Origin of the sequence: Nitrosovibrio sp. Nv6 (assembly GCF_900110495.1) — a bacterium.
Classification (GTDB): domain Bacteria; phylum Pseudomonadota; class Gammaproteobacteria; order Burkholderiales; family Nitrosomonadaceae; genus Nitrosospira.
Map to the genome: position 1 here is coordinate 161,361 of NZ_FODX01000006.1, position 17,030 is coordinate 178,390.

Sequence of the window (17,030 nt, forward strand, 5' to 3'; positions counted from 1 at the left end):
TGAACGAATTCTCCCAACATTGTTTTTCCCGGAAAGATAGTCGAGAGGAGAGCTTCAAATGTGTGGAATAGTCGGCGCGGTAGCAAAAAGCAATATTGTTCCCACCCTGCTGGAAGGTTTGCGCCGTCTTGAATACCGCGGTTATGATTCCGCCGGGATTGCGCTTAACAACGGTGGATTGCATAGATTACGTACCACCGGACGGGTTGCGGAATTAAGCAAACTCGCGGACGAGCAACACTTCAGCGGTGAGACCGGCATCGCTCATACCCGCTGGGCCACCCACGGCGCGCCTTCCGAGCGTAATGCCCATCCACATTTTTCCGGTGAGAAATCAAGGGTGGCGGTGGTGCACAACGGAATCATCGAAAATCATGAGGTGCTGCGTCAGCATTTGCAGAACGTCGGATTTACGTTCACTTCCGATACTGACACCGAAGTTATCGCCCACCTTATTTCGTTTCACCTCAGGAAAAACCCCGATCTGTTTGAAGCAGTATGCCGTTCGATAGGCGAGCTGGAGGGTGCTTACGCAATCGCGGTAATGGAAGAGGCGCGGCCGGAACGTATCGTCGTCTGTCGCAACGGGGCGCCGTTGTTGCTGGGATTGGGCGAAAACGGCAACTACGCGGCCTCGGACGCTTCTGCCCTACTGCAGGCCACCCGGCGCATGATCTACCTTGAAGACGGTGACGTAGCTGAATTGCACCGCGATGAATATCGCATTGTTAATTGCCTGCCCGATCATGCACGTAAGGAAGTCACTCGCTCGGTGCAGGAGAGTGAACTGACCAACGAGGCGGTGGAGATGGGTCCCTATGCTCATTTCATGCAGAAGGAAATTTTCGAGCAGCCGGGTGTCGTCGCGAATACGCTGGAAATGGTCATCAACGCTCAATCCATTTCCCCAGGTTTATTTGGCAGCGAGGCTGAGAACGTTTTCAACAATACCGATAGCATTCTTATACTGGCCTGTGGCACCAGCTATCATGCCGGACTCGTCGCACACTACTGGCTCGAAACCGTGGCGGGGCTCCCCTGCAATGTCGAGATCGCCAGCGAATACCGCTACCGTAACCCGGCAGTTGGCCCCAACACCCTGGTGGTAGGAATCTCCCAGTCCGGTGAAACAGCCGATACCCTGGCTGCTCTGAGTTATGCCAAATCAATGGGGCATCGCTACAGCCTTGCGATTTGTAACGTGGCCGAAAGCGCGCTGGTTCGGCAAACCGACTTGCGCTTCCTCACCCGTGCCGGACCTGAGATCGGCGTAGCCTCTACCAAGGCATTTACGACGCAGTTGGCCGCACTGATGCTGCTCACCATAACACTCGCAAAAATGCGGGGCAGATTAACCGGCGAGGCCGAGCGCGAGATGATCGCCGCCCTGCGTCACCTGCCTGTTGCGCTACAGCATGCGTTGCAGGTTGAACCGCAGGTCAAAGCCTGGGCCGAACGATTCGCCCAAAAAAGTCACGCACTGTTTCTGGGCCGGGGCATGCATTATCCCATCGCCATGGAAGGGGCGCTTAAGCTCAAGGAAATATCATACATCCACGCAGAAGCCTACGCAGCCGGGGAGCTGAAGCATGGTCCGCTCGCGCTGGTCGACAAGGATATGCCGGTAGTCGCCATAGCCCCCAACGACACGTTGCTGGAAAAACTCAAATCCAATCTACAGGAAGTCCGCGCGCGCGGCGGCGAACTCTATGTTTTCGCCGATGCCGATTCCCGTATTCAGGAAAGCGAAGGTCTGCACGTCATCCGTCTGGCGGAACATGCCGGCTTGCTCAGTCCCATCCTTCATACCATCCCGCTGCAATTACTTGCTTATCATGTTGCATTGCAAAAAGGTACCGACGTGGATAAGCCGAGAAACCTGGCGAAATCCGTGACTGTGGAGTAATCGGACGCTAACTCGGCTCGATCTGATCGAGATGCCAAGTTTGCTTGTAAATATTTATTAACTAGCAATCACGGTGCCTGGAGAGAGGGGCAGGTGTTTATGTATACCGTTTTGAACGGTGCGAAGCTGCCTAAGCGGTGCAAACGGGAGCGAATACACCGCGCCAGGTGTATCGAACTCAGGCTGAAGCGAGGGCAGATATATTGTATCGAGCGATTCCACAACCCAAGAAAGCGTCGACAACTGGAATGCGTCAGCAGCATGATTTAGACTTAACTAAAACCGTCCGTGGAAATGGGGTAAAGCCCACACAGACTGTGGCCTAACGCTCAACGTCAATAAACTCCTGAAGGATACCAATCACCGGTGGACTGGCCTAGCGGTCGGAGAAAGCCATGTCCAGTTGCTAAAACAAGCAGCCTGACCGTAATAACGCAGTTGACTGTCGTAGACATTCCAGACTAGGGCCCGCTGAATCAGGAAACGTTTCCCTGTCTTGGTTATGCGAATGCCGGAATAATTGTCGATATATTTCGCGTTGCCGGCTTCAACCAATAGCCGATCGCGCTCCTGCCGATTGACCGGTTCGGTTGAAAACCTGGAAGGCATACCGACCAATTCGTCCCAAGGCATCTCGAATAGCTCCAGCGCGGTTCGATTAGCGTAATTAAACGAAGGATCGCTGTCGGCATTATGCGATAGCAATGCAAAATCGGCATCAAGCAGCTGTCGTACCCGATCTTGCCCATCCACCGTTCCTAGCAAGGGCTGTTTCAGCAGGCGTTGGTAACTGTCCAGAAGCAAGGCAACATGCGACTCATAAAATTTATTTGTCTGATCTGGTGGTTCTAGCTTGAGCATACTTACTCCATTCACGAGTGAGCCGCCGAAGTGGTAGATTCTTTTTGTTAACTAACATAAGCAATAAGACTAAACGACACATCCTATTAAGCCGATGATAGCGTCCATTGCCACTATAGATTTCTGACACGGGGATTACTTCCCAACTCTTGCCTCGGATCGACGGAAACCTCAATCAGCATGGACCGGGCTGGCGGTTTTTCGAGTTTATTTAGTATTCCGTTAAGGTTCGATAAATCAGTTTTCAGCTTTTCTGCTTCCCAGCCAGAAGCACGTGCAATCGCACAGTAATCCAACGAATAGAGCTGTGAGTGATAATACTCATTCGGCACATCTGGAATAATTTTGGACAGCCCTTGCTCAACAATAGAATAATTTGCATTGTTAAACAGGAACAACACAACGCCAATTTCTCTTGCTTCGCCAAGGCAGCCAGCAAATAGCCGGAAACAACCATCGCCGCTAAATAAAAATACCGTTTTTTGTGGAGCAGCAAGCCTGGCACCAATAGCGGCGCCATAAGCGCCCCCCATAGCGGAACCTCGATACAGCGAGTAGAACTGGATATTGTTGTTAGGCCGCTGCGTGACGTACTGGCGGTCCTTATAGGCTAAACAGACGTCATCAATACCGATACTGTCAATAGGCCACCAACTATCAAGGTGCTGATACAACTTGGCAAGGTCAGTGTAGTCTTTTCCTGGCAGGGGCAGCGCGCCGGTATTTAACTCTTTGGGAGCAGGTGAAGCATGTTTATTGTGAAATGACTGCTGTTCGATGGCCTCAATAATGGCACATAGAGTTATGTCAAGCGGCGCGTAGAAATGTTGATATGCGCCTCGCGAGACGTGGCTGAAACCATTATCGATGTGACCGTAAGCGTCTCTGATATTGGTAATAAAAAAAGTATGAGCTGCGGAGATTTTTTGCAGATTGATGGTATATTCATCGGGGCAAACGCCAATAGCCAGCAACACATCGTTTTCACCCAGTGATTGCCAGAGCGTTAACGCCCGATCATTGCCCCCAAATGAAATATAGCCGTACCCATAGGGATTGGTTCGACAGACCGCGTTTGCACCATTGATGCTCCAGACGATCGGCGCTCGAAGTTTGGCACACAGCTGAGTGGTCAGGTAATTTGCATCAGGATAACGTGCGAGTTCTTCTCCTGCGAGAACCACAACCCGGCGGCCTGCGCTGGCCTGACGGAAGGCTTCAATAAAAGGAGCCGGATTGGCAACAGCCATTTGCTGCTCAGTAGCAGGTGGCCTGTGGTCTGGCGATGGAGAAGTCAACACTTCATGAATTAGCACTAACACGACGGGTTTACTGTTATTCAGCTGCACCTTTGCTTGCGTAAGCTTTTCTGTCAGCGTGGCCGTATTGTCGAGCACGAAAACGGAATTGGGTAATTCAGCCTGCAGTTGCTGAACGATATTACTACCGTAGAGGGAAGTATCCTGCAACGGGCAATATCCTTCGGTCCCGGCTCTGCAAATCGGAACCAGGTATACGGCTGGAATATCATGCAATTTGGCATCAGTTAACCCGCAGCTAAGCAGCTTGGTTGCCGCACCCATGGTGGCAATTGCAGCAGCTATTCTACCACTGGCCAAGTAATAACCCAGAGGGACGAAGCCGGCACTGTATTCACCAAGACTAAGAAATTCGGCCACATTATTGCGCTGGTGCGGTTTAAAAGGCGATAAATATTTCAAGAAATGGAACACACCACCGCCGGTGACACCACTATACAAATCCACGCCCCATTCAGTCAGAGTAGTCAGCAAAAACTCATACCCAGTGTCCTCGAAGTTGCGTTCTGGTGGCTTCATCATGGGCCTCGAAAAAATAAACAGTTTGTATTTCTCTGCTTACAGTTGAGCCAAGCGTCCTTTCTTGATCATGTGCATGGGAACAAGTCTGTCGACATCTAGTAGCAATATTTTTAAAGAAAGTATGTGATCGAACCTGAGGGAAGCGAATTTACGGAAAATTTGGACTCGACTCTGGGCTCAGCCTTCCCTTGATGCGCTACTGCTCGTTCTTTAACTAGCGGTGTATTCATCTTCATTATCTCCCTCTGCAGTTTGTCGCTTTGCATCCCTGTTTGAAGACGATGTTTGGGGAAGCTCAGTGCTCCTCAGCGAAGAAATTTAAACCTGTTGGCTAATGTTTTTTGACGTTGATTGTTGAATGTCGATTGTTGATTGAGAAAAAATACTGTCGCCACCCAGTAAAACCTACTGCCCTACGCGCGAAGTAGGTTAAATATTTGGCAGGAGTTTATTTTTTGTTAGTTGTGCCACCAGGAAGATACGCGCGAAGGGCCAGAAGCCAACTGAAGTCCGCGCCAGCACGCTGAGCACCTTGATGGCAATTCATGCAGCTATCATACTGGTGAAAAGTTTCCATTGTAATGTTTGCTAACTGGCATTCGGGGAATGGCATGCCGCCTGCCTGTACCGGAGTTCCATCCTCGCAGCCAAAATCATTATCTGTGGGCGTTTTTGCGGAGATAGACGGCAGCTGCGGCCACTGGCTGCCAATCAATTGATAGTTCGCCCATACCGTACCTTTTAATAACTCGCGATACATCTTATTCATACCCGTCGTCGAATAATCGGTCGCGTTGGCAATGGGTTTGGGTGTATCGGGAATCTGGCTGAGGCGTACCACATTAATCGGTTCCGGATTAAAATCGTTCACCTCGGGCACGCGGCTAGAGCCTGGATGAGCTGCAGGGTTTGCGCGCAATACTCCCGGGTATTTTTTGTAAAGCTCCGGATCGTAATAGGAAGGCGGCATATCTGCCGGCGTTGATGGATCTTCCCCTAAATTATCTACTTGCTCAAACGTCGCCCACACCCACTGGGGAAAATCCGGCGTTTTTTGCGCGATATGAAAACCCACTAGCCCAACGGTGGTTGCTTCACAATCGCATATAATCATGCTGTTGTGTTTATCGGAGCAGGTGTCGGGAATAGACACCAACGCATTCTCCAAAGTAAAAAAACGACTGTGAAATTTTTTGTCGACTTTTTTCAAATCGCGCCATGCGGCTTTAATTTCGATGACCCCGGTAGTGTCTTTGCCATTGCCCGAAGGTAGGGTAATACCATCGCTCGGCCAATTGGCTTTGTTGTAGTAGCCGTGGTCGCGAATAAAATCGTATTCCACTTTATTGGCGCGCACTTCGTATCGAGTGAATAAACCGGTTTGATCCGGCAGGGGACCACCAAAGGCTTGATCGAGCTCGTCGGCTACTGATGTGAATTTTGAACCGGTAACCAACACGGGGCGTTTATCACCCGCCTTAATATTGCGGCAAACTGCCGTGCCGTTATCTTGTTGCCAACCGATAGGTTTATCGCCATTTTGGGGGAATAAATCAAAGGCGGATTTCCAACCGAGCCATACCGGTTGTAAATCTTTTTCATATCTTCCGAACACGCTCGGGTCGCCGGGCTTGTAGGGGGCTCCATGAGAATCCACCTTGCTCGGCCACATGAGTGCGATAAAGTTTTGCCAGCTGAAATAATCAAAATAAGGGCGTTTAACAACGCCGGATGCCGCGAAGCGGTGGGCAGGTACTTCATTTAAATGCTGACCTCTAACCATTGGTTTGAGATCTTTGTAAAGATTGTCTGCAGCAAAACTTGGGCAAGTCACCGCCACGAGCACGCTGAGTCCGATAAGTAGCTTTTTCATTATTTATCCTCACAAGCAACGGCTTTACCATTGGCTTTGAATAGCGCCCACTCTTGCAACGCAATTTGCATTTGCAGTGAGGTATCCAGGTTCATCGTATTGGCGTAATTGCCTCCGGTGTAATTTTGCGGGAATTGAATCGTTTGGAAATATTCGACGTTGTCCTGACTGTATTTTTCACATAAGCCTTCGAACCCAAATACCGGTGGACTATAAGCACCTTTTGCAAACGTATAACCTGCTTGATTGGCAAAGGCGCCACTATGGCAAGACAAGCATGAGCTCTGTCTATTATCGACCGGGCCCGCCAAACGGCCATTGCAACCAAAGTGTTCAAACGTGCTGATCGATCTATTAAGTACACTTTGGCGCGCTGTGATCGATTCTGCTTTCGGCACAGCAGGGAACGTCCAGGGGTCAGCGCCCCATTGCAAACCAACGGGTTGTAAGTTATCCCACAGAGTTTTGCCTGCACCATCCACATACGCGAAAGTGCCGTAGACCCAACGGCTAGGTGAGCGTTGATCGACAACAGCAACATCTACTTGCACCAGGCGCACTTCTTGCACTTCGCGTTTACATAAAAACTGATTATTTACTTCACGATGGCGATCCGCTTGCCAGACCGGACTGGCTTTCAAGTAGGGAACATCATCGGGCGTGGCAGTGGTGAATAAAAATTTGACGACGACTGTGCCTTCGATAAATGGCATGCCTTTGGTGGACGTGATGCCGTTCACTGTTTCAATGTTGGGCGTGCCTTTTTTGCTCCAACTTTGGCCGATGGTATAGCCGCCAATTTTGTTGTACATCCCTACTGCCCAGGTCTCAAAACCGGGTTGGTCGCCTGTTTTTGAATTAGGTAAGGCATGCAGGCCTTGCCTTTTTTCACCGTAAAAATCGCTAATCACCGCAGTGCGTTCGTTCGTTAATCCATGAACATATTCCCGGCCGGTTCTGGTGTCATAGGCCATCCAGGGAATATGAAACCATTGAGTTTCGCCATTAACACTGGTTTTAAATCCTTCTTGATTATTGAGATCGAAGGTTTGACCTTTTTTTACATAATCCAGAATAGCCTTAATGTATTGATTGTAAACACTGTTGTTTTTCCATGACGGTACGCCGGCGTCTGAAAAATCGGCTTTCATCGGCAAATTAATCGCCAGCCATGGGCAATCCTTGGTGCTGCACGCAGCGGGTTTTTGTTTAGGATAATCATGGCTCAATTCGAAAATTGGGCCTTTCCAATTATTTGGCGCCAAGTAAACAGCGTCCCGGTATGCCAGGGTTTTTGCGTTTTCGGCAAGGGCACCACTGGCAGCAACGCTGCATACTAAAGCAATGAGAGCTCGTTTCATCAAACGATCCTTATTCAAAATGAGTAATATTGTTAGCGTGCGATGATGTTCAAAAAGGTTTGATATACAGCCTGCGGGTTTGCAGTGAGCGCGACATTAACGGCGTGTCCGTTGTTTTCATCCACAATGAGCATGCCGGATTTATCATCTTCTTCATCCAGCTCCTGTTCGATTCTAAGTACAAAGGTTTGAGCAGTTACCAGTGTCGGATCAACCAATACACAAGCGGCCAGTGGGTCCCAAAAATCCAGATACTTACCTATGCCTTGGTTAATCGTGTCGCTCGCTAATACTTGCGTGAGGAAGGTGGCGACAGGGTTGTTGATCTGTGCAAGTTGCGCAGCAAACTGTGTGGTAATTGGTACCTGTGAGGTTGCATTGAGTGCAACCAGCGTAATGGGTGTGCCGCTGGAAAAGATTTCTTGTGCCCCACGCGGGTCGATGAAAATATTCCATTCGGCGACTTTGTTGGTGTAGTAAGGAGATTCTCCCATCGTTGCCTGAAGATTGCCTTCAGCGCCGGGTTTTACAAAACACGGCAAGAGGTTGCCGCCCATCATCACGATATGCTCAAGATTTTTACTGAGCGCTGCGCGCAGTTCTGTATCGGTTTTTGCGCATTCAAATAAGCGCCCCCAATTAGAGCCTCCTCCAATACATAACACGGTGGTTGGTACTGTACTGTTAATAAAGTAATCGCGTAAAAAATCCTGGGCATCAGCGAGTGGTGGATTGGGGTTTGTGCCGGGGAAGGGCACGTTATTGTGTTGGTCGGCGGCGTTTCTATCGACCCCGGGAAAGGTGTTGCTGTAACTCATGGGCGCTTTAGCACCGCGTACAACGGGAATTTTCAGTGCGGCTTCATCATCCAGCAAGGTGAGCATATTGCTGACGTTGATTGTGCCTGGCGTTAGATGAACATCCCCGGTGCCGGTAACGGTGATGCCTTTTACGCTGATATCGGGATGCTTGAGTAAATAGAGCATCGCCATGTAATCGTCAAAATCAGCGTCGGTATCAATTAATACCTGGGTTTTTGGTACCGGTTTTTCCATAACGAATCCTTGTCTTTTATTGATTGGATTTAGCAAAGTTCCGTTTAATCTATCCAAGCCCTGTTCAGCCGGTGAGCTTTGTAAGGCGCCTTTTTATAGCCTGGTCACCTAAAGCTATTTCCAAGTATTGCAGCGGCATGGCTGAGTGTTCACCATAGAGGATAAGGAACGTCAGCAATGTCGGAAGCAAAGGGGGAAAAGTGGGCTATTTCTCAGAATGGATGCGGAACAGTTGCTCTCGATTAACGCACTTCGAATGCAAGGCGCTTATGCTGCGAGGCGGGTCGTCGCACCCGAAAGGTGCTGCGAGAGGCCTTTGTGGTCTCGGTTTTTTCGCTGCGGATTTAACTATCGATGTATGGGGGGTGCACAAAATAACCAACGGTAAATGACCTGAAGGCGGCATTCACGTCTGTGCTTACAGAACTGCTTATAGCTGCTGAAGGCAACCGGGGTTCAGATTGAATCAGCTAAGCTCGACTTAAAAAACTGCAGTAATTCTTGCCGCAATTCCTTAATACCAATCTATTAATAGGCTAGCTGATCATTAACGATGTTGTGACAGTACTCAACAGGATCCGACAGAGCGGACGCGTACCGGGAATTCTGTTTTGCGATAATGGAAGCGAATTCACGAGCCAGATTCTCGACCTGTGGGCGTACCACAATAAAGTCAAAATCGAGTTCAGCAGGCCAGGAAAGCCAACCGATAACGCATTCATCGAATCATTCAATGGGACATTCCGAGACGAATGTCTGAATGCCCACTGTTTGAGTCGCTCAAGGAGGCAAAAATGCAAATCACCACATGGCGGCAGGAATACAATGAGAGCCGTCCTCACAGGGCGCTTGGAGAAATCGCCCCAGCCGAATTCGCGCGCCGGCACTGGACGAAAGGGGAATCTGATATCGAAAATAGGGCCGACGACTAACTCTGGAACTGGCTACAAAAACCTGGGCCGATCACAGTTTTCCAGAAGGCTCGTGTAAAAACGGATCGAAAAAACATGAAAAGAGAGTGGGGAGAGAGATGACCTTCAAAATAATCTGCTGCGACGGGGGCGGTATTGGTGGTTTGATGACCGCTCTGCTGCTACAGGATCTTGACAACCAATTTGGTGTTGTCGCCAAAGCCGACGGCTTTGCCGGTACCTCAACAGGAGGGCTGATTGCTTTGGGATTGGTCAACAATTCCGATAAACGACATCGTCAGCATTTATGAAACCAAAGGGTCGATCATTTTCAAGCCTAATGGATGGTTGTTTGAGGAGAAGGAAAAGGAGTGTTTAGCTCCTCAAAGCATCGAAGAGTTTGTATCGGGGCCTGGCAGGTTATCCTGTCAGTACACGAATTCAGGCCTGATCTCTATCGCCATGGGCCTGTTTGGCAGCAAAAGCCTGAGCGAGGCTAAAAAATACATCGAGATCAATACTGTGCGTTTGTGGAACGGCAGCTCGTGGGAGCCTGCCACCTTTTCCAATGCGGCCGGCAACGCATACGCCGATGTAATGATGAGGGATGCAGCGCTAGCCACCTCAGCGGCCCCCACCTATTTCCCGCCGTATCAGATCGACAGCTTGGGATATTTCGCCGATGGTGGCACTTACGCTAATAATCCGAGTATGAGTGCTATTGCCGATGCCCTGAAAGGCGGACGCGCAGATGCGCTGGGGAATGTACTCGCCCTCTCCCTCGGAACCGGTCTCGTGCCGCAAGGAATTGCCCCTTCCTCCATCTCTGATCCACTGAACTGGGGCGTGAACTACTGGATGTGGCCCTATGCTTCCAACAATGTGCCTCCCACTGCCCTGATGAACCTAATGATGGACTGCACCTCACGGGCGGCGACCGTAGAAGCGCAGAATTTGCTGTTGGACAACTTCTGCCGAGGAAATGTCCCGATGCCGGAGGCCATCGGGCTGGACGAGTGGAAGCAGGTGGGCACACTGAAGCAATATGCTGCGGCCTATATGAGCTCGGCCCAGTGGCAACAGGTGCGTACCTGGGTTGGTGCGAACTGGCAATAGTTATCGTCCGGCATCCCAATGTTGTCGGTGGGCTTGCCCGGACGGCTGAAGTCGAGCTCGATGCCGCGCTCTTAGGCCCATTTGTCCATGACCTTGGAGATGAATTCGCTGCCATTGTCGACTTTGATAATGCGGGGCAAGCCGCGCGTGGTTGCAATGGTGGTTGAGCGTATTCACGACATCGTCTCCTTTCAGGCTCTGGCCCACCTCGATGACCAAGCTCTCCGCATATAGTTGTCCACTAGGTCAATGCGCGCAGGCGCTTGCCATCAAACAGGGCATCGGCTACGAAATCCATGCTCCAGATCTGATTGATGGCAGTGACAAAGTACTTGGGCTGGCGTAGCCGCGCCGATTTGTTGCGCTTGGGACGCTTGAGCCGTAACGACAGCCCTTCCTCCCGATAAGCCGATAGACACGCTTGTGACTGTCCTTGAAGCCTTCCCGCTGCAAAAGGACATGCACCCGCCGGTAGTGCACCCGTGCAGCGGCAATTTCCTTGATGCGCATGAGCAGAATCGATGAATCACGGGGGCGAGACTTGTAGACGTACACGGTGCGCGACAGCTTGAGCAACACGCATGTCTGCCTCAAGCTGGCGTACGGTTTACTGAGGTAGGGTCAAGAGGAAGGCGTGTTCCGGCAACACCATAACCCAAAATTGTCGAAAATATCAAAATCTCGCCTTCATGAAGCATGGTTGAAGGAGGCAGCATACCTCAGGCCTATCGCCCCATCTCCCAAGAGCCGCGAAAAAGCGCGCCAAATATCCGCCAAACTCAAGCAAAATGAGCAACTGCATCTATTCTTAATAAGGATAGCCGGGTATCTGCCGGGCAGGAAGGCGGGATCCGCAAAACCTGGTATAGAAAACAGCAAACTATGGAACGAGAAGAAGACCCGCTATGGTACAAGGACGCCATCATCTATCAATTGCACGTCAAGACGTTCTTTGATAGCAATGGCGACGGTATCGGAGATTTTCCGGGCTTGATCTCCAAGCTCGATTATCTGCAGGAGCTGGGCGTGAATACGCTCTGGCTCCTTCCGTTCTATCCGTCGCCGGGGCGCGACGACGGTTACGATATAGCCGACTACCACAATGTGCATCCGGACGTTGGCGATATGGCGGATTTCCAGAAGTTCATCAACGAAGCGCATCGCCGGGGTTTGCGTGTAATCACTGAACTGGTAATCAACCACACTTCCGATCAACATCCGTGGTTTCAGGCAGCGCGGCGTGCTCCCAAGGGCTCGATCGAGCGCGACTATTATGTCTGGAGCGACGACGACTCCAAATACAGTGGTGCGCGCAGCATCTTCACTGACATAGGGCGGTCCAACTGGGAGTGGGATGAGGTAGCCCAGACCTACTACTGGCACCGCTTCTTTGCCCACCAACCTGACCTGAATTTCGCCAGCCCCCATGTCTTCAACGCCATCATGGATGTGATGCGGTTCTGGCTCGATGCGGGGGTTGATGGCATGCGCCTGGATGCAATGCCTTATCTGTGCGAGCGCGAAGGTACCAACTGCGAGAACCTGCCAGAGACACACGCGGTGATCAAGCGCATGCGGGCCGAACTGGATAAACACCACCGCAACCGCATGTTTCTGGCAGAAGCGAATCAGTGGCCAGAGGATGTACGCGAGTATTTTGGTGATGGCGACGAATGTCATATGGCCTTTCACTTCCCGCTCATGCCGCGTATGTATATGGCTATCGCGCGCGAGGACCGCCATCCGATCGTGGAGATCATGGAGCAGACGCCCGATATTCCGGACAGCTGTCAATGGGCGGTGTTTCTGCGCAACCACGACGAACTGACTCTGGAGATGGTCACGGACCGCGAGCGGGACTATCTCCATCAAACGTACGCGATTGACCCCCAGGCGCGCCTCCACCTCGGCATTCGCCGCCGGCTCGCGCCGCTGCTGGACAACGACCGGCACCGGATTGAACTGATGAATCTGCTGCTGATGACCATGCCCGGCTCGCCAATTCTCTATTATGGCGACGAGATCGGCATGGGTGACAACCTTCTCCTTGGGGACCGCAACGGCGTGCGGACCCCGATGCAATGGCTAGGAGGGCCCAACGGAGGATTTTCTACCGCTGATCCCGAACAACTGTTTCTACCGCCCATCGTCGATCCCGTATATGGTTTTGCAGCGGTGAACATGGACTCGCAGCGTCGCCACTTATCGTCACTGTTCAATTGGACAAAACGTCTGATTGCGATGCGAAAGGCGCATCGTACCTTCGGACGAGGCACACTGCGCTTCCTGCGGCCAGGCAATCGCAAGATTCTCGCCTATCTGCGCGAGCACGAGGATGAAACGATTCTATGCGTGGCAAACATGTCGCGGACGGCGCAGGCGGTGGAGCTGGATTTGAGCCAGTTCAAGGGCAGAGTACCGGTTGAATTGATGGGACTCACTGCCTTTCCTCCGGTCGGCGAGCTGCCGTATCTGCTCACCTTGAGCGGGCATGGGTTCTATGCCTTCCGCTTGGCCACGGATGTGGTGGCGCCCCCATGGCACGAGGAGCGTCAGTTGTCGCCGGATCTGCCTGTACTCATACTCGTGGAGACCGGGTGGGGCACCCTGTCCGCCCGCAAGGAGGACAGCGGAGGCACCAATCAACTGATGGCGCGGCGCGCGCGGGAGCAGCTTGAGCGGCAGATCCTGCCGCGCTTCTTCCATTCCCAGCCGTGGTTCAGGAACGCGACAGTGGAAAAATTCGAGTTCGGCGAGATGCATGAGTGGTCTACCGAACGCGGCAGCTGGCTGTTAGCCATCGTTATGTTAACCCTTGGCAATGGTGAAACGCATCGCTACGCGATACCGCTGGCCCTCGCATGGGAGGACGAAGACGAGAGCCTCGTGGGCACGCTGCTGCCTGCGACCCTGGCTAAGGTGCGGCGGCGCGACCGAATGGGGGTGCTGTTCGATGCATTCTGGGATGATGGTTTCTGCCGTGCGGTGATCTTGAGCATGGAAGAGCGCTCGACACTCGCCTTTGATGGAGGACAGGTTCGTTTCCGGGCAACAAGCGCTTTTCCCAGTGTCAACCATTCGGGGAATACAGCAGAGGTGACGCGAACCGTATCAGAACGCGGGCGCCTGTTGGTGAATCTCGGCGACCGGCTGGTATTGAAGGGCTACCGCTGGCTGCTTGCCGGCGTACATCCGGAACTGGAAATGTCGCAATTCCTGACAGAGACGGCGAAATTCACCCACATGGCGCAACTGGCCGGCACCGTGGAGTACACGGGTGCCAAGGGGGATAGCGCAACGCTGGGGATACTGGAGCGTTACGCGGAGAACCAGGGTAGTGCCTGGGCTTATACACGGGACTATCTGGAGCGATATCTGGACGAGTGTCGTACGCAGCAGAAGCGTCTCATTGATTCGCGGCATGCCGCTTATACGGCCCTTATCAAAACCCTGGGCCAGCGCACGGCTGAATTTCATCAGGCGCTCGCGCAGCCGGACCCCGCCGGTGCCTTTGGCAGCGAGCCAATCACACTGGAAGATGTTGCCGAATGGGTGAACAATGTTCGAACGCAGATGGACGAAATGTACACATTGCTGGAAGCGCAACTGCCGCGGCTGACCGACGCGGCGAAGCTGATCGGCAACGACCTGATTGCAGCTCGGCCGCAATTCTACCGGCGCATCGGTCGCGCGGCAGCGGTGCGCCCCGAGGCGACGAAGGCACGCTGCCACGGCGACTATCATCTGCGGCAGGTGTGGTTGTCAAACAATGATTTTCTGATTACGAATTATGGTGGCGGACCTGAACGGGCATGGCGGGAGCGCCGCTGGAAACATACCCCGCTGCGCGATGTGGCAGGCATGCTATTTTCGTTTTGGGAAGCAGCCGCAGCCGCGCTGGACCATGTGGCGGCCGAATATCCTGAAGCAGGCGCTGCGCTCCAGCAGCATGTGGAAAACTGGCGAGCGCTCGCAACGAGCGATTTCTTCAAGAGCTATCGCAGGGCAATGAAGGGGCACGCCTTGTTTCCTTCCGATGCCTCGGCCGTCGATACGCTGGTCACGCTGTTCATGGTGGAAAAGGGCGTTGCAAGCGTGAGCAGCGCGCTCGCGCAACATTTGAAAACTGTGGACGGGCCCATGTGGCGGCTGATCCAGTTGATGCAAAGTGGAGAAGAATAGGATGTATGCGTGCTGACGCGAACCTATGACATGCCCCATGGGGCGCAAATCACAGAACAGGGAGTACGCTTTCGTCTTTGGGCGCCCAGCTGCAAACAGGTGCGGCTGTGCCTCACGCTCACGAATAGGCAGCAGGAGCGGGTACGTCCCATGCACGCGCGCGGCGGCGGCTGGTTTGAATTGACGGCATCGGAAGCGGGGGCGGGGACGCGCTACCGGTTCGAGGTGAACGGGGCCCTGCGCGTTCCGGACCCGGCTTCCCGCTTCAATCCGGACGATGTGCATGGCGCAAGCGAGGTGATCGATCCGGCGGCCTTTGCCTGGCGGGACGCGACGTGGCGAGGACGCCCGTGGGAAGAGGCCGTGATTTATGAACTGCACGTCGGTACGTTCTCGCCGGAGGGAACCTTTACCGGAGTGACTCAACGGCTGGACTATCTCGTGGAACTGGGGGTCACGGCTATCGAACTCATGCCGGTGGCCGATTTTCCCGGTTCGCGCAACTGGGGCTATGATGGCGTCCTGCCCTATGCGCCTGATAGCCGCTATGGTTGTCCAGCCGATCTAAAGGCATTGGTTCAGGCGGCACATGCGCGAGGCCTGATGGTTCTGCTTGATGTGGTCTACAACCACTTCGGGCCCGAGGGGAATTATCTCTACGTTTACGCAAAAGAATTCTTTACCGAACATCACCATACGCCGTGGGGCGCGGCGATCAATTTTGATGGCTCCCATAGCCGGGAGGTGCGACAGTTCTTCATTCACAACGCGCTGTATTGGCTGCAAGAGTATCACCTCGACGGCCTGCGACTCGACGCGGTGCATGCTATCGTCGACGATTCAAGCCCCCACATTCTCGTCGAACTGGCGGAACGCGTACACTCTGCCATCGGACGGGAACGCCAGGTGCATCTGATTCTGGAAAACGATTCCAACAATGCGCGCTATCTGGGGCATGGATGGTACGCCGCCCAATGGAATGATGACATTCACCATGCGCTGCATGTCCTCGCAACTGAAGAGAGGGATGGGTACTATATGGACTATGCCGACGATCCTGTGCGGCATCTCGGACGCTGCCTGGCGGAAGGGTTTGCCTATCAGGGAGAGGTATCAGCCTACCGGGAGCACGCGGCGCGTGGCGAGTCGAGTGTTCACCTGCCGCCGCAAGCCTTCGTATCCTTTCTGCAATCTCACGACCAGGTAGGCAACCGGGCTTTCGGCGAGCGCATTACGCACATTGGCCAGGAGGCCGCGATGCGTGCCGGGGCAGCGGTCTATCTGCTGGCGCCCAGCATTCCCATGCTGTTCATGGGCGAGGAGTTCGCCGCGAACTCGCCTTTTCAGTTCTTCTGTGACTTCGGTGAGGAACTGCGCCAAGCCGTCACAAAAGGCCGGCGTCGAGAATTCGCCCGGTTTGCGCGTTTTGGGGACGCTGCAATGCAGGCCTCCATACCAGACCCCAATGCGGCCCAGACTTTTCTCAACTCGAAAATCGACTGGAATTCGCTCAGGGAGGAGGTGCATATCGGCTGGCTGGACTATTACCGCAACCTGTTGAAGCTTCGGAAGGAAGTCATCATGCCCCGTCTGCCCGGAATGAAGGGCCGCTCTGCGCACTTCGAAGTTTTCGCCCCAGGTGGCCTGCGGGTGCAATGGCAACTGGGTGACGGTTCGACGCTGCGGCTGCTGGCGAATTTTTCGGGAGAGAGCGTGTGCGCGGCCGTGCCAGCCGGGCATATCGTGTTTGCCTCCTCGCCAGGTGCAGCAGAAAATATGCTGGGCCCCTGCTCTGTCGTATGGACGCTCGAGCCGCCCCCCTCCGTTGGCGGGATGGAACGTCCGGTAGGGATTACGGAGCAATAAATACCGGTTGTACTAATCATCGACAAAAGTCCGGGGATAAGGGATAAGGGAAAGCTAA

The 17,030-nt window shown here is 53.0% G+C and carries 10 protein-coding genes and 3 pseudogenes; 7 read left to right on the forward strand and 6 right to left on the reverse strand.

Annotated elements, in window-relative coordinates; genetic code table 11:
* The first annotated feature begins 58 nt into the window (after positions 1 to 58).
* Positions 59 to 1,906, forward strand: a complete 1,848-nt coding sequence (glmS, locus tag BMX66_RS12635; protein WP_090882734.1) for a glutamine--fructose-6-phosphate transaminase (isomerizing) — start codon at positions 59 to 61, stop codon at positions 1,904 to 1,906.
* A gap of 141 nt (positions 1,907 to 2,047) precedes the next feature.
* A pseudogene (locus BMX66_RS16160) lies at positions 2,048 to 2,209 on the forward strand (IS3 family transposase); the annotation flags it as partial.
* Positions 2,210 to 2,266: 57 nt separating this feature from the next.
* Here BMX66_RS16160 and BMX66_RS12640 read toward each other — a convergent pair.
* From BMX66_RS12640 to BMX66_RS12660, 5 genes are all read right to left on the reverse strand, one after another.
* Positions 2,267 to 2,767 (reverse strand): MEKHLA domain-containing protein, encoded by a 501-nt coding sequence (locus BMX66_RS12640; RefSeq protein ID WP_090882736.1) that lies wholly within the window; start codon positions 2,765 to 2,767, stop codon positions 2,267 to 2,269.
* 113 nt (positions 2,768 to 2,880) lie between these two features.
* Positions 2,881 to 4,608, reverse strand: a complete 1,728-nt coding sequence (locus BMX66_RS12645; protein ID WP_090882738.1) for a thiamine pyrophosphate-dependent enzyme — start codon at positions 4,606 to 4,608, stop codon at positions 2,881 to 2,883.
* Between the two features lie 448 nt (positions 4,609 to 5,056).
* Positions 5,057 to 6,481 (reverse strand): hypothetical protein, encoded by a 1,425-nt coding sequence (locus BMX66_RS12650; RefSeq protein ID WP_090882740.1) that lies wholly within the window; start codon positions 6,479 to 6,481, stop codon positions 5,057 to 5,059.
* On the reverse strand, positions 6,481 to 7,842 hold the full coding sequence (locus tag BMX66_RS12655) for a hypothetical protein (protein WP_090882742.1): 1,362 nt from the start codon (positions 7,840 to 7,842) through the stop codon (positions 6,481 to 6,483). Before BMX66_RS12655 ends, BMX66_RS12650 begins: the two co-directional genes overlap by 1 nt.
* Positions 7,843 to 7,874: 32 nt before the next feature.
* Positions 7,875 to 8,897 carry a nucleoside hydrolase gene (locus tag BMX66_RS12660; RefSeq protein ID WP_090882744.1) on the reverse strand — a complete coding sequence of 341 codons (1,023 nt, stop codon included), beginning with the start codon at positions 8,895 to 8,897 and terminating at the stop codon, positions 7,875 to 7,877.
* Positions 8,898 to 9,446: 549 nt separating this feature from the next.
* Here BMX66_RS12660 and BMX66_RS12665 point away from each other — a divergent pair.
* The 3 genes and pseudogenes from BMX66_RS12665 to BMX66_RS12670 form a co-directional block, all read left to right on the forward strand.
* A pseudogene (locus tag BMX66_RS12665) lies at positions 9,447 to 9,829 on the forward strand (integrase core domain-containing protein); the annotation flags it as partial.
* Positions 9,830 to 9,927: 98 nt separating this feature from the next.
* Positions 9,928 to 10,119: a patatin-like phospholipase family protein gene (locus BMX66_RS15825; protein ID WP_199679322.1), complete on the forward strand. Its 192-nt coding sequence runs from the start codon at positions 9,928 to 9,930 to the stop codon at positions 10,117 to 10,119.
* Positions 10,067 to 10,924, forward strand: coding sequence for a patatin-like phospholipase family protein (locus BMX66_RS12670; protein ID WP_199679323.1), 858 nt, complete (start codon positions 10,067 to 10,069; stop codon positions 10,922 to 10,924). The genes BMX66_RS15825 and BMX66_RS12670 overlap by 53 nt, the downstream gene beginning before the upstream one ends.
* 74 nt (positions 10,925 to 10,998) lie before the next feature.
* On the opposite strand, the pseudogene BMX66_RS16055 reads toward BMX66_RS12670, so the two are convergent.
* Positions 10,999 to 11,524 (reverse strand): annotated as a pseudogene (locus tag BMX66_RS16055) (DDE-type integrase/transposase/recombinase); the annotation flags it as partial.
* A 282-nt stretch (positions 11,525 to 11,806) separates the two neighbouring features.
* On the opposite strand from BMX66_RS16055, the gene treS reads away from it, so the two are divergent.
* Both treS and treZ read left to right on the forward strand, forming a co-directional pair.
* Positions 11,807 to 15,106 carry a maltose alpha-D-glucosyltransferase gene (gene treS, locus BMX66_RS12675; RefSeq protein WP_090882748.1) on the forward strand — a complete coding sequence of 1,100 codons (3,300 nt, stop codon included), beginning with the start codon at positions 11,807 to 11,809 and terminating at the stop codon, positions 15,104 to 15,106.
* A gap of 9 nt (positions 15,107 to 15,115) precedes the next feature.
* Complete coding sequence (gene treZ, locus BMX66_RS12680; protein ID WP_255398947.1) at positions 15,116 to 16,972, forward strand: malto-oligosyltrehalose trehalohydrolase; 1,857 nt, start codon at positions 15,116 to 15,118, stop codon at positions 16,970 to 16,972.
* The last annotated feature ends 58 nt before the right edge of the window (positions 16,973 to 17,030 follow it).

Bases quoted from the DNA above. Each gene is read 5' to 3' on its own strand.
- glmS (WP_090882734.1), top strand. From the start codon at position 59: ATGTGTGGAATAGTCGGCGCGGTAGCAAAAAGCAATATTGTTCCCACC.
- BMX66_RS12640 (WP_090882736.1), bottom strand. From the start codon at position 2,767: ATGCTCAAGCTAGAACCACCAGATCAGACAAATAAATTTTATGAGTCG.
- BMX66_RS12645 (WP_090882738.1), bottom strand. From the start codon at position 4,608: ATGATGAAGCCACCAGAACGCAACTTCGAGGACACTGGGTATGAGTTT.
- BMX66_RS12650 (WP_090882740.1), bottom strand. From the start codon at position 6,481: ATGAAAAAGCTACTTATCGGACTCAGCGTGCTCGTGGCGGTGACTTGC.
- BMX66_RS12655 (WP_090882742.1), bottom strand. From the start codon at position 7,842: ATGAAACGAGCTCTCATTGCTTTAGTATGCAGCGTTGCTGCCAGTGGT.
- BMX66_RS12660 (WP_090882744.1), bottom strand. From the start codon at position 8,897: ATGGAAAAACCGGTACCAAAAACCCAGGTATTAATTGATACCGACGCT.
- BMX66_RS15825 (WP_199679322.1), top strand. From the start codon at position 9,928: ATGACCTTCAAAATAATCTGCTGCGACGGGGGCGGTATTGGTGGTTTG.
- treS (WP_090882748.1), top strand. From the start codon at position 11,807: ATGGAACGAGAAGAAGACCCGCTATGGTACAAGGACGCCATCATCTAT.